A 20,703-nucleotide genomic window follows, 5' to 3' on the forward strand; every position below is an offset into this window, starting at 1 on the left:
CACAGAGCGACCGTTTCCGCGTGCGCTTTCTTCAATCGATGGTTTGCACGACCGAGCGAAGCCGTAACTCGCCAGAGAACTTCCACGACGCCACTAATATTTACATCCGCTTTTACCGTTGCGTACTCACAGCGGCACCCTCGCCCCGCCTAGCGTCGCCTTGCCTGCATTCAGGATGAAAGGGAGACTATCATGCTGTCATCGAGATCGAAGTGCCTCGCCGTGTCCGCAGCAGCAGTGCTGTTGCTGGCTGGTGGCGTTCTGGCGAAGGATCGGCCACCGCCTGAGCCGCGCATCGAACCAGGATCAATCGAGGCATTGAAGACGATGGGTGAACACCTGCAGTCTTTGCAGACCTTCTCGCTGAAAGCGACGACGACAACCGAGGTCGTATTGGACGACGATCAGAAGCTGGAGATCGGCGGCACCGCGACATACGAAGTGAAACGTCCCGACCATTTGAGGATCGACCTCGCCACCGACTCCGTGCACGGCGAGCTGGTCTACGACGGCAAAACCGTCGTCTATGCGTCTCCTGACCAGAACGTCTACGCCCAAGCGCACGCCCCCGTGACCATCAAGGCGATGCTGGAAGAAGCCGCCCAAAAATACGATTTGACGTTCCCGCTGGCCGACCTGTTCTCGTGGGGCACGTCTGATGCCCCGATCGACATCATCAAAGAAGGCTTCTTCGTCGGACACGCCTATGTCGATGGCAAGGAGACCGACCATTGGGCCTATCGCGGGTCGGACCAGGACGCGGAAATCTGGATCGCCACCGAGGGCAGCCCGCTTCCACTGAAGATATCGCTGGTCGATCGGGATGATCTCACCCGTCCAAGAATCACTTCAGTGCTCGACTGGACGGAAACAGCGACGATCGATGACAACGTGTTTCAGTTCAAGCCAGCCGACGGGGCAACGAAAATCCGCTTCCTGGGCGAGGAGGACAAAAAATGACGAGACGCCCAAACCTCTTCCTTTACACGCTTATCGCCGCCGCGATTGTGGCTCCGCAATACGCCGATGCTCGCGGCGGGTTTGGCGGCCGCATGCCGCGCATGAACTTCGGCGGGGGCGGGATGCATGGCGGATCTTTCCACGGCTACAATGCGCCGACACATTTCGCTCCCCGCGCCCATCCTGCGGTCGCCCCACATCCGCCGTATCCAAGGCCTGGCCCTCATCCAACGCCGACGCCTCGGCCAGATCCGGCGGGACATCATCCGCACCCGCCCGGTCCCGGACCAGGCCCAGGCCCGCATCCGCCGGGGCCGCCACCTGGCCCATACCCACCAGGCCCGCCGCATCCACCGCCACCAGGCCCCTACTGGCCGGGCTACTGGGGACCTGCCGCCGTATGGGGCGCGGCGGCTGCGGTTACCGTCGGCACGATCATTGCCACGCTACCTCCGGAATGCACCACGGTCGTGGTTGGTGGGATTTCGTACAGGGACTGCAGCGGAAACTGGTTCGAGCCGCGCTACGATGGCCATGTCGTGGTCTATGTTGCGGTAGCGAATCCGCACTGAATCGACGGCTACCGAACGGCGACAATGTCGTCGTTCGGTGCGCTTCGAATGGTCATCGACAGCAAGATCTTCGCGGAACAGTAATCACCTTTGCCTAATCCAGCCTAGATCGGCCGTACAATGAGAAGATAAAGCTTATTTCGGAGATTTCTGGCCATACTCAAAATGAGGCCGAATCGATAATCCGCAAACAGTGTCTAGCCGGCCAGAAAGTCGTCGACGGGACTGCTCAAGGAACGGACACTGAAAGAACTTTAAAAGCCCGGCAGATCCGCAAAGTGACCTTTAAATTTTAAGCTAAGCAATTGAAATGGTGGGTGATGTAGGGCTCGAACCTACGACCCGCTGATTAAGAGTCAGCTGCTCTACCAACTGAGCTAATCACCCGAAACCGGTTTGGTAAGTGGCCTGCGCCGCCGGTGTGAAGGGGCGTATAAAGAGGTTCTTTTGGCTTGTCTAGCGGTCAGAATGATTTTCTTTGTGCAACTGCTCAAAAAAATCAGCAACTTCGGCAAAAGCCCCTGTTTTCCGGGGTTTAGCAAATTTGCACTCGACTAGATTTCCAAAATGCCTTCCGCCACCTTCACCGCCTGCCCGCCGATGCGCGCCTTAGCGATCTCGCCACCCTTTGAATCGATATGGAGATGAATGAAGGATGTGCGGCCGATTTCGAGCCCCTGCTCGACGACGATCGGATGATGGCCGTCCGGCAAGGCGTCGAATTGCTGGATCGCTCCCGCCAGCGCGGCAACTGCAGCGCCGGTGGCCGGATCTTCCCATATCCGCATATCCGGTGAGAACATCCGCGCATGGAATTTCGCCTGATGGTGTACGCCGCCCCGGCAATAGACATAGGCCGATGCCAGCGCGCCATCGACGAATGGTGCCACGCGTTCCCAAAGCGTCGATTCGAACTCCAGGTTCTGCACCGTCGAAAGATTGCGCAACGGCACAAGCAGAAACGGAACACCGGCTGTCCAGATCGACAGCGTGTGGTTTTCGAATGCCATATCGGTGGTTTTGACGGTGATCGAGTCGGCGATGCCTTCCCGATCGAGCGGGATGTCGATCCTGATCGGGCGTTTTGGAAGTTCGAACTCGGCAAACGTCGCCTCGCCCCTGCGCATCTTTATCGCGCAACGCACTGGCCCGACCTGCTCTTCGAGCACCGACATCACATCGAGCTCGGTCACACCCGGTTGGTGATCTCGCTCGGCAAGCGCAATCGCCGCGCCGACCGTCGGATGTCCGGCAAAAGGCAGCTCTTTCCCCGGAGTGAAAATGCGGATTTTCGCCGAATGGCCATTCGATTCCGCCGGCCAGATAAAGACGGTTTCCGACAGATTCATTTCCCGCGCGATCGCCTGCATGCCCTCATCCGAAAGCCCTTCGGTGTCGAAGATCACCGCGAGTGGATTGCCGGAAAGTCTCCGATCGGTGAAAACGTCGTAGATGGCATAACGTCTTGCCACGTCTCTCCTCCCCTTCAAGAGCATGTCGCACCCTGCCCGACCAAACGCGCGTGCGCAAGGCGGCAGCTAATTGCGTACGGTGTCGAAAAACCAGTCCAGGATCGGCAGCATCAAGGGATTGTAGTTATGAGCTGTGGGGTCTGGGGACCGGATGATGACGACGCCGTCGATCTCCTGCTCCACGTCATGCAGCATATGCGTCTCGATACGAGCCTTGAGGTCCGGCGCGGTCACCGGGAAGTGATAAAGCCTGAAAGCGACGATCCGGTTATCCTTGTGGCTGGCATAAAAATGCGGATCGGCCTTTGCCTCGCCAAGGTCCAGCCCGATTTCCTCGCGCACTTCCCGAGACATATTGCCGGCAAGATCCAGCTTTCCCTCGACGATGTCATTCAGATCGAGCGAACCGGCCGCGCAATAGACCTGCCCCGGATTGGCGGTACGGGTGCTCATCCGAATGGCAATTATGGCTCCGTCTGACGAAACCAGCACAGGGAAGCCAAAAAGGTGCAGCGCCCCTTGAGGATCCGGCTGCTTGCGCCACCAAAGAAGCGTCGAATAGGGAATGACGTGAGCCATGCCGCGAATGACGCCATCGTCGTATGCAAGATGCCGCTGCAGCACCATCTGGCCATTGAACAGATGCGGGTTGGCTTTCGCTTCCGCGACCCAGTTCGCCTCGATTTCCCGTTCATGCGCCGCATGAAGCGGATGGGGGCCATCCACGACGGAAAGGTCGAAGCCATCGATGCGAACGGGATCCGTCGGTGGCGGCCAGATGCCATCGGGCTTGCCAGCAGATGTCGTCGTCATGAAAGATCGAACTCCAGAACTACGGGGCAATGATCGGATGCCTTGGGCCTGTCCCAGCCGATGCGTGGAAAACGTTCGATCTCCTGGCCCGGCGGAAAGATGGTCCGGAACGGCTGGCCGTTGCGGACGATATCGGGCACGGCGGACGGATTGGCCTCTGCCAGCGCTGGCGACAGCCAGATATAGTCGAGCTGGCAGAGATGCTGTTCCTGCGGCCCACGGGCATGATAGAGCGTCCAGCGATCCATCACGTCGCGCCGCGTCATCACGTTCTGCGCAAAACCGTCGTGGCTGAAGACGTCGAGTGCGCTGGCCTCTTCCGTCACGGGTTCGAACTGATAGCCGGTGCGGCGGTTGCCGATCACCTTCACCCGCTCCTGGTAATCGTTCATGTCGCCGCATATGGCGAAATTCATCTGGCCTACGCGATCCGCGCCGAATCGCTTTTCGATAATGTGCCGAACGGCCTTCGCCTCGGCAGTGCGGATGGCCATTGTGCCGACGCGTCCGTCCTTGTTATCGCGCGCATTGCCCATCGATTTGAAATGCACGACATAGAGCGAAAACGGTCTGCCGCCGATCCTCAGGTCCAGTTCGAGGCAATCGCGTTTGAAGATCTTGTCGGCGGGACGGTTGGTGAGCGCCAGTTCGTCGTTGAACAGACCAAGATCCTGATAGGTCAGCATGGCGTGGCTGCGCACGTCGAGCACCTCGATTTTCTGGCCGCTCCGTGTCTCCTCACGCATCAGCAGCGCGACATCGATGCCGCGACCGTCATTGCCCTCGACCAGGAATTTTTGCAGGTATCCGTTGCCGACCATGCGGTAGAGATAACCGTATTCGAAGGCCTGCAGTGCCGGCATGTTGTCGACTTCCTGCAGGCAGAGAATATCGGCATCCGCATCGGCGATGGCGAGCGCCGAAAGCTGGCGGGTGTCGTCCGTCTCGGCGATCAGCCGCGCCTGTTCAAGCTGCTCGTATTCCTGTTTGCTGCCGACTTCGAACAGCTGCAGGACGCGGTCCTGCCGCAGGCGGTTACGCCAGCCGGAGAAATCGAAGCGTGTCATCAGGTTTTCGATATTGAAGGTGCCGAGGCGCAGAGACATGCATCATTTCCCTATTACGTCCGGCACCTTAACCAGCACAAATGTGGCTGGCTACCTGTCAAAGCCTCCAGGCCGAACGGATAACGATCGAAACCGCATCCCCCACCTTGACCGGTAAACGACTGAAGGCGCGCAAGGTCTGCTCGTCGCCAAGCGCGAGTTTCAGCGCATAACGCTCGCCCTCGAACAGCACCGAGGTCACCGTGGCCGGCATGCCGTCCGCAGAAATCTCGATATCCTGCGGTCGCACAAGTATATCCGCGTAGTCGGCAGCATGGGCGTTGTTCAGCAGCTGTTGCAGCGCCTCCCAGTCGAGCAATCGGTCGTCCACGGACGCTGCAGGCCAGCGGAGGATCGCTCCCTGCCCCACCAGTCCGCCGACCAGCCTTCCCTCCGGCCGTGCATAGATTTCCTGCGGGCTTGCCACCTGCAGCAACCGGCCTTCCGACATCACCGCCACATCAGTTGCCAACGCCATGGCTTCCGCCTGATCGTGGGTAACGTAGATCATCGTTGCACCCGAGCGCGTATGAAACTCGCGAAAAGTCTCTTCCATCTCCTGGCGCAGATGCCGGTCGAGATTGGCGAGCGGCTCGTCGAGCAGCACGACATCGGGTTCGGTCACGAGGCAGCGAGCAAGCGCCACCCGCTGGCGTTGACCGCCAGAAAGATCGGCCGGGCGGCGATCCGCATAGGCTTCGAGACGCACGGAGGCGAGTGCCTCCTGAATCTTCTTCCGGCGTCTCTCACCGATGACACCGCGCACTTTCAGCGGATAGCCGACATTGTCGGCAACGCTCATATGCGGCCACAGCGCATAGGACTGGAAGACCATCGCCATGTTGCGGTGCTCCGGCGCCACCATCTCGCCCGCATCGGCAAGCACCCGGTCGCCGAGCAGAATCGAGCCGTCGGTCGGCTGCTCGAAACCGGCAATCATGCGCAGGACGGTGGTCTTGCCGCAGCCGGACGGTCCGAGCAGTGCCAGGAACCCACCGTCGCGCACGGTCAGCGATACGTCGTTGACGGCCGGACGGCCGCCGGTTTCGAATGCCTTGGACAGGCGGTTGAGGATCAGCTTCGCCACGGTACCACACCTTTCGGCAGTCTTTTCGCCATCAGTTCCAGCACCAGCATCATCGCGATCACCATGATGACGACGAGGACGGAAAGTGCTGCAGCAAGGTTGAAGCTGCCGCTGTCATCGAGATTGTAGATCGCCACGCCGAGTGTCTGAGTGCCGGCCGACCATAAAATGGCCGAGACGGTGAGCTCGTTGCAGGCAATGAGGAAAACGAGAATGACGGAAGCGCCCGCCGCCGGCGCCACGAGCGGCACGACGATATCGATCAGGCGTCGTCCGAAGCCGGCACCGGAAAGCCGTGCCGCCTCTTCCAGCGAGGGGTCGAGCTGCCGGAAGGCACTCACCACCGGTTTCAGGCTGACCGCGAAGAAGCTGGAGAAATAGGCAATCAGGATGATCCAGATCGTGCCGTAGATGGAAACGCCGATGATCGGGATCGGTGCGGCAAACACGAGGATCAGCGCGACCGCGAGCACGATGCCCGGCAGCGCATAGGGAATTTCCGCCAGCGCCGATAGCACCGGTGCCAGCCGGCTTTTCGAGCGCACCAGATAATAGCCTGTCAGCACGGTCACCACGAGGAGACCAATAGCAGTCGCCAGCGACAGCGTGACCGAATTGAAGAAGGCCGTGCGGGTGATCGCCTGTTTGAACAGGACCTCGCGATAGGCATCCAGCGTGACCGTCGCAGATGTCAGCGGAACGCCATAGGCCGGCGCCAGCGAGCTTGCGATCAATGCCGTCAGCGGCATGACGAGAGTGATAACGATAGCCAGCCACAGGATCAGCTCGCCGACCAGCCGCCAGTTTCCGAGCCGGAACATCGCCACCTGGCCGGAAAGCCCGATGACGCGATAATCGCGGCCGCGCAGTACGCGCTCCTCGACGGTCAGCCCGATCACGGACAGGATAGCGATGAGACCCGAAAGCAGCGAGACATCGGCGAAGGTGCCGGGGCCGAAGGCTGCGAATTTCGTGTAGATCAGCGTCGGCAGCGTATAGATCGAGGCCGGTATGCCGAGGATCGCAGGAATGCCGAAATTGCCGACGCAGGAGACGAAGGCGATCGCCGCGCCTGCGACGAAACCCGGCAGTGACAAGGGCAGAATGATATCCTTCAGCACCTGCCAGGACGACGCACCCGAAAGCCGTGCCGCCTCGACGCCGTCACGCGGCAGCGCCAGAAGACCGGCGCGCAGCGACAGGAAGACGAGCGGCGCATTCTGCACGCCGTAAAGCAGAGCGATGCCGCCGATCGAATACAGCGGCTGCGGCGAACCCAGTGGCGGCGCCATGCCGATTGCCTTCAGGAGTGCGCTCGAAGGGCCGGTCATGCCGATCCAGGCAAGCGCCGTCACCTGCGGCGGGATCATCGTCGGCAGCATGAAGAGGAAACCGAGGGCCGTCTTGCCGCGTACGTCGAACAGGGTCAGCAACAGCGCGAAACCGCCGCCGAGGATGACCGCTGCGACCATGCCGAGAAGGGACGTGGTAAGTGTGTCATAGACCGCCTGCCAGACGGCCGGATCGGACAGCAATTCACGGGCACCGCCCTGAAAGGCAGATGAAATGCCGGTCATGGCAAGCCTTCCGAGCGGAAGAACGCTCAGGAAGAAGATCACCACGACGACAAAGGAAAACAGCCAGCGTGGCTGGCTGTTTCCTCGATTCTGAGATCGGAACATGAGGCCTTATATCAGCCCTTGGTGCCAAAAATATCGGAGAACGTCTTCACGTCCTTTTCCGAGTTCTTCAGCGCATCGGCAGCGTTGAGCGGCAGAACCTTGATCTCGCTGCGTGCCGGATAGCCGGCCGGCAGGTCGATGCCGTTACGGGCCGGGATATAGCCGAGACCAGCGGCGATCTTCTGGCCGTTTTCCGACAGAAGATAGTCGATGAACTTCTTGGCATTGTCCTGATGCTTGGTCGACGACAGGATTGCGGCCGGTTCGGTGACAGCGGAGACGCCTTCCTTCGGGAAAACGAACTCGACCGGAGCGCCCTTGGCCTTCTCGCGGATAGGCATGTAATCGACGACGACGCCGTAAGCCTTTTCGCCCGAGGCAACCGCCTTCAGCACGCCGCCGTTACCGCCGGCAGCAATCGCGCCATTGTCCTTCAGCTGCTTGTAGTAATCCCAGCCAAGGCCGTCGACAGCGGCAAGCGTCTGCGCATGGATGAGAGCTGCACCCGAAGCAACCGGGCTCGGCATGGTGACGAGGCCCTTGGCTTCCGGCTTGGCAAGATCCGCCCAGCTCGTTGGCTTCATCGCGGCCTGCGTATTGTACATGATGCCGGTGGTGATGAGCTTGGTCGAATAGTAATAACCGTCGGCATCATAAAGAGCGGCATCAAAATTCTTGGCTTCCGGCGACTTGTAGGCGAGCAGCTGGCCGGCCTGCTTCATGCGCTCGAGCGTGACGGTGTCGGCGATCAGCAGAACGTCGGCAACCGGATTACCGGCAGCGATTTCGGCGTTGAGCTTCGCCATGATCTGCGGCGTTCCATCGCGAACCCACTCGACGTCGACGCCCGGATTGGCAACCTTGAACCCGTCGATCGTCGCCTGTGCATCCGCATTCGGCTGGCTGGTATAGATCACGAGATCAGCCGCGTTCACGACGCCAGAGAAACCGAGCGCAACAAGCGCCGTAAAGGTGGACAGAAGCTTTTTCATGAGGGTTATCCTGTTTGAGCTGACGCGCTTAAACACACATTCAACGACACTCATGTGACAAGCTGTGACGTCCACGGAAGTTCCCACGAAAAAAGGGCGGACACAGTGTGTATCCGCCCTTTTTTGTGACTATCGATCAGATGATCGGAAGGCTTTCATGCTCGTTGGCCGAGGCATTCGTGATCAACCGGCCGAGCCGCTTGATACCCTCGTCGATCATCTGGTCGTTGGCGCAGGAGAAGCTGACACGCAGTGTGTTGGCATTACTGCCATCGGCGTAGAATGCCTTGCCCGGCACGAAGGCAACCTTCTCGGTCGCCAGAGACTTGGCAAGCAGTTCGGCACCATCCAGATGCTCGGGGAGCGTGATCCAGACGAACATACCGCCCTCTGGCTTGGTCCAGGTCGTGCCCTTTGGCATATATTTGGCGAGTGCCGCCAGCATCGCATCGCGGCGGCCGCTATAGACGCGCTTGATCTTGGCGACCTGTTCGGCAAATCCGCGCGATGCGACATGCTCGACGGCGATCTGGTTGATCGTCGAGGAATGCAGGTCGGCAGCCTGCTTCATCAGCACGAGCTTGCGGATGACGGGCATGGCGGTGATGACGAAACCGACGCGCAGGCCGGGTGCCAGCGTCTTCGAAAAACTGCCGCTGTAGATGGTCCGCGTATTCTCGATGCCGCCCTTGCGCGCGATGTCGAGTGAGAGGATCGGCGCAACGGGCTCGCCGTCGAAGCGCAGGTTCTGGTAGGCCGCGTCTTCGAGGATGGCGATATCCATCTCGTCGGCAAGTTCCAGAAGCTTTTCGCGACCGGCAAGGTCGATCGTCTCGCCCGTCGGGTTGGAGAAGTCGGCCGAGAGATAGGCGAACTTGACCGAACCACCCAGCCTGGACGCGGTATCGCGATAGGCTTCCGGCGTGCGGTTGCCGTTCAACGACAGCTGGTCGTAGTTCGGCTCATAGGCGTTGAAGGCCGACAGTGCGCCGAGATAGGTCGGCCAGGTGACCAGCGCCGTATCCTTCGGTGACAGGAAAAGCTTGCCGAGGTAATCGAGCGCCTGCTGCGAACCGGACGTGATGAACACGTTGTCGGCGGTACAGTCGATACCGATCTTGGCGACGTCCTCGACGATCCAGTCGCGTAGCGGCTTGTAGCCTTCGCTGACGGAATATTGCAGCGCCGAATTCACCTGCGCGCTGGAGAAGATGTCGGCATAAGCCGTCTTGAACTCTTCCGCCGGAAACAAAGCCGGGTCTGGAATACCGCCGGCAAACGAGATGATGTCCGGCTGTTCAAGCAGTTTCAGCAACTCGCGGATTTCCGAAGCCTTCATGCGGCTGGAGCGCGTGGCGAAGATATGTTCCCAATCAAGCATGGGTATGTTTCCTCTTATTTCAATTTTGTTGCGATCCGTTTACATAAATTTCGACAGGTCAGCAATGCTGACCTATCGACTAAAACGAGTTTTTTGTCTCCATGACATTTCCCAAACGCAGTTGCTTGCACCTATGCTAACGATCGTAGCGGGGGCATATTTGCCCGCCATGGAGGAGGAACTGAATGCTGAAGAACCTGGATCCGGCTCTCAACGCCGATGTCCTTTATGCCTTAAGATCGATGGGCCACGGCGATACGCTGGTGATCGCCGACGGGAATTTTCCGGCCGATTCGACTGCCCGCCAGACAACACTCGGCAGACTGCTGAGAATGGATAACGTTTCGGCGCCCCGCGCCATGCAGGCCATCCTTTCGGTTTTCCCGCTCGACACTCCGTTGCAGCCATCTGTCGGGCGCATGGAGGTCATCGGCGAACCGGATACGATCCCGGCGATCCAGAAGGAAATACAGGCCGAAATCGATGCTGCCGAAGGCCAGTCCGCGCCCATGTACGGGATCGAGCGCTTTGCCTTTTATGAAAAGGCGAAACAGGCCTATTGCGTCATCGCGACAGGCGAACTCCGCTTTTACGGCTGCTTCATTCTGACCAATGGCGTCATTCCGCCCAAGGCCTGATTCGCTATACACCGCGCAAATTCGAATTTGCGCGGTGTATTTTCCAATCGGAAACCGATCAGTTCTGGTTGACGGCCATGCCGATCAGTTGACGGCCTTGTCGACCAGCTTGTTCTTGCCGATCCAGGGCATCATGGCGCGCAGCTTGTTGCCGACTTCCTCGATCTGGTGGCTGTCGTTGTTGCGACGAATGCCCTTGAAGCGGGCGCCGCCGGCGCGGTATTCCTGCATCCAATCCGAGGTGAACTTGCCGGTCTGGATGTCGGTCAGGACGCGCTTCATTTCAGCCTTGGTCTCGGCCGTGATGATGCGCGGACCGGTGACGTATTCGCCCCACTCGGCCGTGTTGGAGATCGAGTAGTTCATGTTGGCGATGCCGCCTTCATAGATCAGGTCGACGATCAGCTTCACTTCGTGCAGGCACTCGAAATAGGCCATTTCCGGCGCATAACCGCCTTCGACCAGCGTTTCGAAACCGGCGCGGATGAGTTCGACCAGACCGCCGCAAAGAACGACCTGTTCGCCGAAGAGGTCGGTTTCGCACTCTTCCTTGAAGGTGGTTTCGATGATGCCCGAACGACCGCCGCCGACGCCACAGGCGTAGGAGAGCGCGAGTTCAAGTGCATTGCCCGAAGCGTTCTGGTGAATTGCCACGAGGCAGGGAACGCCGCCGCCCTTCTGGTATTCGCCGCGAACCGTGTGGCCTGGGCCCTTCGGTGCGATCATGACGACGTCGATCGAAGCCTTCGGCTCGATCAGGCCGAAATGAACGTTGAGGCCGTGTGCAAATGCGATGGTGGCACCGTCACGGATGTTGCCGGCGATTTCGTCGCGGTAGATGTCGGCCTGCAGTTCGTCAGGCGTTGCCATCATCATCAGGTCGGCCCATGCGGCAGCTTCGGCAACCGTCATGACCTTGAAGCCGTCGGCTTCAGCCTTCTTGGCGGTCGCAGAACCTGCCTTGAGAGCGATGGCCATGTTCTGCGCACCGGAATCCTTCAGGTTCAGCGCGTGTGCGCGGCCTTGGCTACCGTAGCCGATGATGGCGACCTTCTTCGACTTGATGAGGTTGAGATCGGCATCACGATCGTAATAAACGCGCATCTTAAATTCCTTCCCTATGCGATTGTTTGTTTCGGTTGTTTCATCGTCCTGCGGAAACGCGAAGGGCGTCCGCGGTTTTCTGCTCTACGCCATGAAGCGCAAGGAAGGCTTCGACCGCCCTCTCCGCCTGGCGCGAGTTGTCCTTCAGCCCCGGCTCGCCGAGCAGCATACGAATATGCAGATCCGAAACGACCAGGCCGTAGAATGTGTGGTAAGCGGCGTCTGCATTCTCGAAGCGCAGCAGGCTTGCGCGCTTACCGGCTTCCATCAACGCCATGGCGCGACGATCGATCTGCCTTCGGCCGTGTTCCACCAGAAGCTTTCCGAGCTTGGAGCCATCGCGGCTCGTCTGGCCGATTGCCAGCCGGTTGAGAGCCAGAGACACGTCACCGGCGAGAACCTCCAGAAGATCACGCCCGAACTGCTCGAGATTCTGCTTCAGAATCTGATCCGTCAGCTTCTCGCCTGCCCGGTCCGCGGTGCGGACCTTGCTCGCCTGATAGGCGATCATCGCGGCCAGAACACCATCGCGGTCGCCGAACCATTTGTAGAGACTTTCCTTGGAGCAGCTCGCGGCACGGGCAAGTCCCGATGTCGTCAGCGCCTTATCGCCACCTTCGACGAGAAGACGAAGCGCCTGCTCCAGAACCTCGTTCTGGCGTGGCGAAAATTGCGGCGTATCGGCGGTGTCGGGTCTCACTTGCGGCTGCTCCTCTCAGGTACCGTACGGTACGGTTCCGTCGTATAAAGCAATTCTGATTTCCGTCAAGCCTCGACTTCGGCGCCATCGAGGAATTTGAAAAAGAGAAAACTCAGCCTGTCGCCGGAACCCTGACCGCATCCATGTCGCGAACCGGTGACAGGCCGTAGAGGCGGCTATACTCGCGACTGAACTGCGATGGGCTCTGATAACCGACCCGATGGCCGGCATTGCCGACATCCAGCCCTTCCACCAGCATCAATCGCCTGGCTTCATGCAGCCTCAGATGCTTCTGGTACTGGACCGGCGTCATCGCCGTGATCGATTTGAAATGGTGATGGAAGGACGACACGCTCATGCCGACATGTTCGGCCAGTTCCTCGATCCGGAGCGAACCGGCAAAGTTATCCTTGAGCCAGGCGATTGCGCGCGCGATCCGGTTGCCGTGGCTGTCGGCAATGGCAAGGTTGATCAACTGCGCGCCGGCCGGACCGGTCAGGATACGGTAGAGGATCTCCTGCTCGATCAACGGTGCAAGAGAGGCGATATCGGCTGGACGATCGAGCAGGCGCAGAAGGCGCACTGCCGCATCCAGAAGTTCGGGTGTGGCACCATTCACGACAATGCCGCGCTGGGCCTTTACCGGTCCGGCCGGCTTGGCAAGACCGCTCTTGCCCATCAGATCGAGAACCTTGTCGCTGCTGATGGCAACCGTGATGCAGAAATGCGGAACCTCCGGACTGGCCTCCACCACCCGCCATGCGACAGGAAGATCGAGCGATGTCAGAAGATAATCGCCGGCCCCGTAATTGATGGTATCACTGCCCAGTTGCACGCTTTTCGCGCCCTGTATGACCATGGCGAAGCAAGGCCTGTAACTGCCATGACAGGGATCACTCGGCGAAGTTCGGCAACTGATTCCAAGCCCCTCGATGGCGGTGGCGCCATCACCTTCGACATTGGCATAACGCGCCGCGATGGAGGCAATCTCCTGATAGGGATTGAAAGGTAGCGTCATTGGGCCATTTCTCCGAAGCAGGCACTGAACCGTGCCCATTCTATAATGTGTCGCAATCTGTGCAACGAGCGTCAGATCGCAATCTTGCAGGATCGTGCAAGAAGCTTGGAGGATCGATCTAACACCCGCCCGGCCTGATGACACATAGTCCGGCCGTTGATTTTCACACCCATGAATGAATGGAGTTCTCCATGCCCATCGCTAGAGGCTATGCTGCGACCGACGCGTCCAGCCCGTTGACACCCTTCACCTTCGAGCGCCGCGAACCGAATGATGACGACGTCGTCATCGACATCAAGTTCGCCGGTATCTGCCACTCGGACATCCATACCGTTCGCAACGAATGGAAAAACGCGGTCTACCCGATCGTGCCGGGCCACGAGATCGCCGGCATCGTTAAAGCCGTCGGCTCCAAGGTCAGCAAGTTCAAGGTCGGCGACCGCGTCGGCGTCGGCTGCTTCGTCGATTCTTGCGTCGGCTGCGCCACCCGCGATCTCGATAACGAACATTACCTGCCCGGTCTGGTCCAGACCTATAACGACGTCGATACGCTGAACGGCAACGCCCCGACCCATGGCGGTTACTCCGACTCGATCGTCGTCAAGGAAGGTTACGTCCTGTCGATCCCGGACAACCTGCCGCTCGACGCAGCAGCGCCGCTGCTCTGCGCCGGCATCACGCTCTACTCGCCGCTGCACCGCTGGCAGGCAGGTCCCGGCAAGAAGGTCGCGATCGTTGGCATGGGTGGCCTCGGCCATATGGGCGTCAAGATCGGCGCCGCCATGGGTGCGGATGTCACGGTTCTCTCCCAGACCCTGTCGAAAAAAGAAGACGGCCTGAAGCTCGGCGCCAAGGACTATTACGCCACCAGCGACGAAGAAACCTTCAAGAAGCTGGCCGGCTATTTCGATCTGATCATCTGCACGGCAGGTGTCGCGATCGACTGGAACGCCTATCTCGGCCTCATCAAGCCGAAGGGCGCCATGGTCGTCGTCGGTGCCCCGGAACACCCGATCCCGGTCCACGCCTTCTCGCTGATCTTCGGCGCCAAGGAACTGTCGGGCTCGATGATCGGCTCGATCAAGGAAACCCAGGAAATGCTGGATTTCTGCGGTGAGCACAACATCGTTTCGGAAATAGAGAAGATCAACATCCAGCAGGTCAACGAAGCTTACGAACGCGTACTCAAGAGCGACGTCCGCTACCGATTCGTCATCGACATCGCTTCGCTGGACGCCTGATCGATCAACGTCCATGGAAATGAAAAGGGCGGCCCCGTGCCGCCCTTTTTCTTATTCGCCGATGATTTCGCGGCGCAGGGTCTGCCAGCTGTCCTCGTCGGTGGCAGCCAGCAGGCCGCCTTCGACATGGTGCGGCAGATAGGCGGAGCCATCCAGCCGGCGGATGTAGCCACCAGCCTCGGTCCCGATCAACGTGCCTGCAAGGTGATCCCATGGCATCAGCTTGTTGTAGAGCGCAAACTGCACGTGGCCGCTGGCGAAGGTGCGATATTCGTGCGCGGCGCAACGGTAGCTGGCGAAGAGCCGGACCTTGGCCAGATTGGCGAGAATGTGCTCGCGCGTATGGCCGAAGAAATAACCGGCTGAGGCCATGCCCACCATGTCGCCCAGCGGCTGCGGTGCTGCGACCGAAAGCCGAACGGCTTCCCCATCCGGACGGCGCAGGAAGGCGCCGGCCCCCTTTTCAGCCATCACCCAGTCATCGCCCATCGGATCGTAGATGATGCCGGCAATCGTTTCGCCCTTGTAGACGACGGCGGCCATGACGCCGAAAGCAGGGATTCCGGAGGCGAAATTGAAGGTTCCATCGATAGGATCGACGATGACAGCGAAATCCGCATCTGCCAGCTTTCCGAGCAGCGCCGGATCGGCTGCAACGGATTCCTCTCCGATGAACAGCGCTCCGGGGATCGCCGCCTCGATCTCACGACGAATCAGACGTTCCGCCGCTTCATCGGCTTCGGTGACCAGATCCGACGGCTCGCTTTTCGCTCGCACGTCGCCGCTGCCGAGCCTGCGAAAGCGCGGCAGGATTTCCGTCTTGGCGGCAAGGCGCAGAATATCGGCAAGCTTCGAAACATCGAGCGGCAAAGTCATTGGTCATCCAATCTGGGTTTGAAGGTCAGTTGGCGGGATTGGCCATAAGGCCGGCAAAATCAAAAAGTTTCGGATCGAGAAGATGGGACGGATTTACATGGGCGAGCGCACGCAACATCGTGTCCTTGCGACCCGGCATGCGGGTTTCGATATCCGACAGCATCTGCTTCATCGCGTTCCGCTGCAGGCCGTCCTGCGAGCCGCAGAGATCGCAGGGAATGATCGGAAACTCCATTGCCGCGGAAAATTTTGCCAGATCGTCCTCTGCGCAATAGGCGAGAGGCCGCAGGAGCATCAGGTCGCCCTCGTCGTTGAGAAGCTTCGCCGGCATGCCGGCAAGGCGGCCGCCGTGAAAGAAATTCATGAAGAAGGTTTCAAGAATGTCCTCACGGTGATGACCGAGCACAAGAGCCTGACAGCCCTCCTCCCGCGCCACACGATAGAGATTGCCGCGACGCAGCCTTGAACAGAGCGAGCAATAGGTGCCACCCGCCGGTACCTTCTCCTTCACGATCGAATAGGTATCGCGATACTCGATGCGGTGTTTCACGCCGATCGAGGTCAGATAGTCCGGTAGAATGTGTTTCGGGAAATTCGGCTGACCCTGATCGAGATTGCAGGCGATCAGTTCGACCGGCAGCAGACCACGCCATTGCAGATCGAGCAGCACGGCGAGCAGCGAATAGCTGTCCTTGCCGCCCGACAGGCCGACGAGCCAGCGCTGCTGGCCCTTCAACATGCCGAAATCCTCGAATGCCTGACGCACCTGGCGCAACAGCCGCTTGCGCAGCTTGTTGAACGAGACCGAATTCGGGGCATCGCGGAACAATGCGGGCGAGAGGCCTGTGACGGCCTCGTCCATCTCATCCTCGATTACAGCGTTCAATCCCATACCAGACCTCATGCAAAACGGGCGACCAGTGGCCGCCCGATCATTGTTGTCACTCAGGCGCCGAGTGCGGCTGCGACCGCTTCGATCGCTTCATCAGCCTTGGCGCCATCCGGACCACCGGCCTGGGCCATGTCCGGGCGACCACCGCCGCCCTTGCCGCCAAGTGCCGCGGCCGCGATGCGAACCAGATCGACGGCGCTGAAACGCTCCACGAGATCCGGCGTCACGGCAACAACGGCGCTTGCCTTGCCATCCTCGGACACACCGATCAGCGTGACCACGCCCGAGACGAGCGATGCCTTGCTGTCATCGGCAAGTCCCTTCAGGTCCTTGGCGTCGATGCCCGGCAGCGCGCGACCCATGAACTTCACACCGGCAATTTCTCGAACTTCGGTCGCTGTGCCACCCTGACCGCCGCCCATGGCGAGGCGACGCTTGGCATCCGCCAGTTCTTTTTCGAGCTTGCGGCGTTCCTCGACCAATGCCTCGACGCGAGACACGACTTCGGATGGCTGAACTTTCAGCGCGCCGGCCAGAGTCTTCACCCGATCGTCCTGTTCCGAAAGATAGGCGCGGGCCGCATCACCGGTGACCGCTTCGACGCGGCGAACGCCGGCGCCGACGGCGCTTTCCGACAGCACGCGTACGAGGCCGATATCACCGGTCGCATTGACATGCGTGCCGCCGCAGAGCTCGATTGAATAGGGCTTGCCGGCTTTCGGGCCATCGATCGCCGTGCCCATCGAGACAACGCGGACCTCGTCGCCATATTTCTCGCCGAACAGCGCCATTGCGCCTTCGGCGATCGCGTCATCGACGCTCATCAGGCGTGTGGTGACCCGCACGTTCTGGATGATGATCGCATTCGCCATATCCTCGACGACCTGCAGTTCCTCGGCAGACATCGGCTTCGGATGGGAAACGTCGAAGCGCAGCCGCTCAGGCGCGACCAGCGATCCCTTCTGTGCCACGTGGGTGCCGAGCACCTCGCGCAGCGCCTCGTGAAGAAGGTGGGTCGCCGAATGGTTCGAGCGGAGCTGCGAGCGGCGCTTGTGATCGACGGCAAGAGCCACCGCATCACCGACCTTCAGCGTGCCATCCGTCACCTTGGCGACATGCACGAACAGGCCCTCGCCTCTCTTCTGGGTATCGGAAACAGAAACCTTGGCATTGTCGGTCGAAATGATGCCGGTATCGCCCATCTGGCCGCCGGATTCACCGTAGAACGGGGTCTGGCTGACAATGATCTGGACCTCGTCACCGGCAGCAGCGCTGTCGATCGCCTTGCCGTCGCGAACGATCGCCTGGACCACGCCCTCGGCATTTTCGGTGTCGTAGCCGAGAAATTCGGTGGCGCCGAACTTTTCCTTCAGCTCGAACCAGATCGTCTCGGTCGCCTTGTCGCCGGAACCGGCCCAATGCGAGCGGGCTTCCGCCTTCTGGCGTTCCATCGCATCGGTAAAGCCAGCAATATCGACGCCGATTTCGCGGGCGCGCAGTGCATCCTGAGTCAGGTCGAGTGGGAAACCGTAGGTGTCGTAAAGTTTGAACGCGGTCTCGCCGTCGAGCATGTCGCCCTTGTCGAGATCGGTCGTTGCGTCGGAAAGAAGCGACAGGCCGCGTTCCAGCGTCTTGCGGAAACGGGTTTCTTCCAGTTTCAGCGTTTCGGACGTCAGCGCTTCGGCGCGTACCAGTTCCGGATAGGCGCGGCCCATTTCCTGCACCAGCGTCGGCAGCAGCTTGTACATGACCGGTTCCTTGGCACCAAGGAGTTCGGCATGGCGCATGGCGCGGCGCATGATGCGGCGCAGGACATAACCGCGGCCTTCATTCGACGGCAGAACGCCGTCGGCAATCAGGAATGCAGATGAGCGCAGATGGTCGGCGATAACGCGGTGGCTGGCGCTGCCTTCCGCCTTGACGCCCATGACGTCCTCGATCGTGCCGATCAGGGTGCGGAACAGGTCGGTATCGAAGACGCTCTGTTTGCCCTGCAACACGCAGGCCATGCGCTCAAGACCCATGCCGGTATCGATCGACGGACGCGGCAAGAGCGAACGCTCGCCTGGAGCCGTCTGCTCGAACTGCATGAAAACGAGGTTCCAGAATTCAAGAAAGCGGTCACCATCCTCTTCCGGCGAGCCCGGAGGGCCGCCCCAGACATTTTCGCCCTGGTCGATGAAGATTTCCGAGCAGGGGCCGCAAGGACCGGTATCGCCCATCTGCCAGAAATTGTCGGAGGTCGGGATGCGGATGATCTTGTCATCTGAAAAACCGGCGATCTTCTTCCAAAGCGTAGCGGCTTCCTCGTCCTCGGAATAGACGGTTACCAGCAGCCGGTCTTTTGGCAGATCGAAACCTTCTGTGACGAGTTTCCAGGCAAATTCGATCGCCTGTTCCTTGAAATAATCGCCGAACGAGAAGTTGCCGAGCATTTCGAAGAAGGTGAGATGGCGGGCAGTATAACCGACATTGTCGAGGTCATTATGCTTGCCGCCGGCACGCACGCATTTCTGCGACGTCGTAGCAGTGGAATAAGGCCGCTTTTCAAGACCGGTAAAGACGTTCTTGAACTGCACCATGCCGGCATTGGTGAACATCAGCGTCGGATCGTTGCGCGGAACGAGCGGGCTCGAATCCACAACCTCGTGGCCATTCTTCTTGAAATAGTCGAGGAAGGTCGACCGGATGTCATTCACGCCGCTCATGCTACGCCCTTTTCAACCGCCGATGCGGTATCGTTATTTGAAGTCCAGAGGCTTTTATCGCCCGTATCAAAGACTGTCCAGCCGAACAAAAAACCGGCCGCACATCTTTCGATGACGGCCGGGAATGATAGGCGGCAGGGAAGCCCCGAAAGGTTCCCAAGTGCGGCGAAACCGCCTAATTCATGTCAGATCAGCCCTCTGCAGCGTCGTCGCCATCATTCGGGTCCGGGCCACCGTTCTGCAGGAAGCGGTCAGCAATCAGACCGGCATTCTGGCGCAGAGATGTCTCGATCTCACGGGCGAGTTCCGGATTTTCCCGCAGGAACGTCTTGGCGTTTTCACGTCCCTGACCGAGACGCTGGCTGTTGTAGGAGAACCAGGCGCCCGATTTTTCAACGATGCCGGCCTTGACGCCGAGATCGACGAGTTCGCCGGTCTTGGAAACACCTTCGCCATACATGATGTCGAATTCGACCTGCTTGAAGGGAGGGGCCATCTTGTTCTTGACGACCTTGACGCGGGTCTGGTTGCCCACGACTTCCTCGCGCTCCTTCACCTGACCGATACGACGGATGTCGAGACGAACGGATGCGTAGAACTTCAGCGCGTTACCGCCGGTCGTCGTTTCCGGCGAACCGAACATCACGCCGATCTTCATGCGGATCTGGTTGATGAAGATCACCATCGTATTCGACTTGGAGATCGACGCAGTCAGCTTGCGCAGCGCCTGACTCATCAGACGGGCCTGAAGGCCGGGAAGGCTGTCGCCCATCTCGCCTTCGATTTCGGCACGCGGCGTCAAGGCTGCGACCGAGTCGATAACCAGAACATCGACCGCACCGGAGCGCACCAGCGTGTCTGTGATTTCCAGCGCCTGTTCGCCGGTATCGGGCTGCGAGATCAGGAGATTCTGCAGATCGACGCCGAGCTTGCGAGCATAAACCGGGTCAAGCGCGTGTTCGGCATCAACGAAAGCGCAGATGCCGCCCTTCTTCTGGGCTTCGGCAATCGTCTGAAGCGCCAGCGTCGTCTTGCCCGAGCTTTCGGGACCATAAATTTCGATGATGCGGCCCTTGGGCAGGCCGCCAATGCCGAGCGCAATATCGAGGCTGAGAGAGCCGGTCGAAACCGTCTCGATCTCGACGATACTGTCGTTCGAACCAAGCTTCATGATCGAGCCTTTGCCGAAGGATCGTTCAATCTGCGAGAGTGCTGCTTCGAGCGCCTTACTCTTGTCCACGCCTTTTTCCTCTACCAGCCGCAATGTGTTCTGTGCCATGAGATCCCACCTTTAGGTTATTGCCGCCGCGCAAGCAATGAAGCAGCCGATGGGATATTCGTACTCATTTTGTTCTCATTGTGCAAGAGCCATTTAAACCCTTGCGAAGAAATAGATATTTTCAATCCGTTCGACAAATGTTCACGCCGGATGTAAGCTGTGGAAATACCTTCGCATTTGCT

At 59.6% G+C, this 20,703-nt stretch carries 18 protein-coding genes and 1 tRNA gene; 4 read left to right on the top strand and 15 right to left on the bottom strand.

Annotated elements, in window-relative coordinates; translation table 11 throughout:
• Positions 1-192: 192 nt before the first annotated feature.
• Entirely contained in the window at positions 193-960 is a 768-nt protein-coding gene (locus FHP24_RS00245) for a DUF2092 domain-containing protein (protein ID WP_246091550.1), read from the top strand.
• The gene (locus FHP24_RS00250; protein ID WP_139671229.1) at positions 957-1,532 is read left to right on the top strand and encodes a hypothetical protein; all 576 of its coding nucleotides are present in this window, start codon (positions 957-959) and stop codon (positions 1,530-1,532) included. The genes FHP24_RS00245 and FHP24_RS00250 overlap by 4 nt, the downstream gene beginning before the upstream one ends.
• A 311-nt stretch (positions 1,533-1,843) precedes the next feature.
• Here FHP24_RS00250 and FHP24_RS00255 read toward each other — a convergent pair.
• The 8 genes from FHP24_RS00255 to FHP24_RS00290 all read right to left on the bottom strand — a co-directional run bounded on the left by FHP24_RS00255 (position 1,844) and on the right by FHP24_RS00290 (position 10,065).
• Positions 1,844-1,919: transfer RNA gene (locus FHP24_RS00255), tRNA-Lys, on the bottom strand.
• A gap of 167 nt (positions 1,920-2,086) precedes the next feature.
• Entirely contained in the window at positions 2,087-3,004 is a 918-nt protein-coding gene (locus FHP24_RS00260) for a PhzF family phenazine biosynthesis protein (protein WP_139671232.1), read from the bottom strand.
• A 66-nt stretch (positions 3,005-3,070) separates the two neighbouring features.
• On the bottom strand, positions 3,071-3,817 hold the full coding sequence (locus FHP24_RS00265) for an NUDIX hydrolase (RefSeq protein WP_246091551.1): 747 nt from the start codon (positions 3,815-3,817) through the stop codon (positions 3,071-3,073).
• Complete coding sequence (locus FHP24_RS00270; protein WP_139671237.1) at positions 3,814-4,923, bottom strand: endonuclease/exonuclease/phosphatase family protein; 1,110 nt, start codon at positions 4,921-4,923, stop codon at positions 3,814-3,816. The genes FHP24_RS00265 and FHP24_RS00270 overlap by 4 nt, the downstream gene beginning before the upstream one ends.
• Before the next feature lie 58 nt (positions 4,924-4,981).
• The gene (locus FHP24_RS00275) at positions 4,982-6,010 is read right to left on the bottom strand and encodes an ABC transporter ATP-binding protein (protein WP_139671240.1); all 1,029 of its coding nucleotides are present in this window, start codon (positions 6,008-6,010) and stop codon (positions 4,982-4,984) included.
• Positions 5,998-7,692, bottom strand: a complete 1,695-nt coding sequence (locus FHP24_RS00280) for an ABC transporter permease (RefSeq protein ID WP_139671243.1) — start codon at positions 7,690-7,692, stop codon at positions 5,998-6,000. Before FHP24_RS00280 ends, FHP24_RS00275 begins: the two co-directional genes overlap by 13 nt.
• 11 nt (positions 7,693-7,703) lie before the next feature.
• Positions 7,704-8,684 (bottom strand): ABC transporter substrate-binding protein, encoded by a 981-nt coding sequence (locus FHP24_RS00285; RefSeq protein ID WP_139671246.1) that lies wholly within the window; start codon positions 8,682-8,684, stop codon positions 7,704-7,706.
• A 136-nt stretch (positions 8,685-8,820) separates the two neighbouring features.
• A complete protein-coding gene (locus tag FHP24_RS00290) occupies positions 8,821-10,065 on the bottom strand; it encodes an aminotransferase-like domain-containing protein (protein WP_139671248.1) in 1,245 nt (414 codons plus the stop codon).
• 185 nt (positions 10,066-10,250) lie between these two features.
• On the opposite strand from FHP24_RS00290, the gene FHP24_RS00295 reads away from it, so the two are divergent.
• A complete protein-coding gene (locus FHP24_RS00295; protein WP_139671251.1) occupies positions 10,251-10,703 on the top strand; it encodes an RbsD/FucU family protein in 453 nt (150 codons plus the stop codon).
• Between the two features lie 84 nt (positions 10,704-10,787).
• Here FHP24_RS00295 and ilvC read toward each other — a convergent pair whose 3' ends face one another.
• The 3 genes from ilvC to FHP24_RS00310 form a co-directional block, all read right to left on the bottom strand.
• A complete protein-coding gene (ilvC, locus tag FHP24_RS00300; RefSeq protein WP_139671254.1) occupies positions 10,788-11,807 on the bottom strand; it encodes a ketol-acid reductoisomerase in 1,020 nt (339 codons plus the stop codon).
• Positions 11,808-11,847: 40 nt separating this feature from the next.
• Positions 11,848-12,507 (bottom strand): TetR/AcrR family transcriptional regulator C-terminal domain-containing protein, encoded by a 660-nt coding sequence (locus FHP24_RS00305; RefSeq protein ID WP_139671259.1) that lies wholly within the window; start codon positions 12,505-12,507, stop codon positions 11,848-11,850.
• Positions 12,508-12,619: 112 nt separating this feature from the next.
• Positions 12,620-13,525: an AraC family transcriptional regulator gene (locus tag FHP24_RS00310; protein WP_139671263.1), complete on the bottom strand. Its 906-nt coding sequence runs from the start codon at positions 13,523-13,525 to the stop codon at positions 12,620-12,622.
• A 191-nt stretch (positions 13,526-13,716) separates the two neighbouring features.
• Here FHP24_RS00310 and FHP24_RS00315 point away from each other — a divergent pair, with 191 nt between their 5' ends.
• A complete protein-coding gene (locus FHP24_RS00315; protein ID WP_139671266.1) occupies positions 13,717-14,766 on the top strand; it encodes an NAD(P)-dependent alcohol dehydrogenase in 1,050 nt (349 codons plus the stop codon).
• A 51-nt stretch (positions 14,767-14,817) separates the two neighbouring features.
• Here FHP24_RS00315 and FHP24_RS00320 read toward each other — a convergent pair whose 3' ends face one another.
• The 4 genes from FHP24_RS00320 to recA all read right to left on the bottom strand — a co-directional run bounded on the left by FHP24_RS00320 (position 14,818) and on the right by recA (position 20,521).
• The gene (locus tag FHP24_RS00320; protein ID WP_139671270.1) at positions 14,818-15,642 is read right to left on the bottom strand and encodes an inositol monophosphatase family protein; all 825 of its coding nucleotides are present in this window, start codon (positions 15,640-15,642) and stop codon (positions 14,818-14,820) included.
• 25 nt (positions 15,643-15,667) lie between these two features.
• Positions 15,668-16,534 carry a tRNA 2-thiocytidine(32) synthetase TtcA gene (gene ttcA / locus FHP24_RS00325; protein ID WP_139671272.1) on the bottom strand — a complete coding sequence of 289 codons (867 nt, stop codon included), beginning with the start codon at positions 16,532-16,534 and terminating at the stop codon, positions 15,668-15,670.
• Positions 16,535-16,587: 53 nt separating this feature from the next.
• On the bottom strand, positions 16,588-19,242 hold the full coding sequence (alaS, locus tag FHP24_RS00330) for an alanine--tRNA ligase (protein WP_139671275.1): 2,655 nt from the start codon (positions 19,240-19,242) through the stop codon (positions 16,588-16,590).
• 190 nt (positions 19,243-19,432) lie between these two features.
• Entirely contained in the window at positions 19,433-20,521 is a 1,089-nt protein-coding gene (recA, locus tag FHP24_RS00335) for a recombinase RecA (RefSeq protein ID WP_139671278.1), read from the bottom strand.
• Positions 20,522-20,703: the final 182 nt, after the last annotated feature.

Source organism: Aliirhizobium smilacinae (genome assembly GCF_006335145.1).
Lineage (GTDB): Bacteria > Pseudomonadota > Alphaproteobacteria > Rhizobiales > Rhizobiaceae > Neorhizobium > Neorhizobium smilacinae.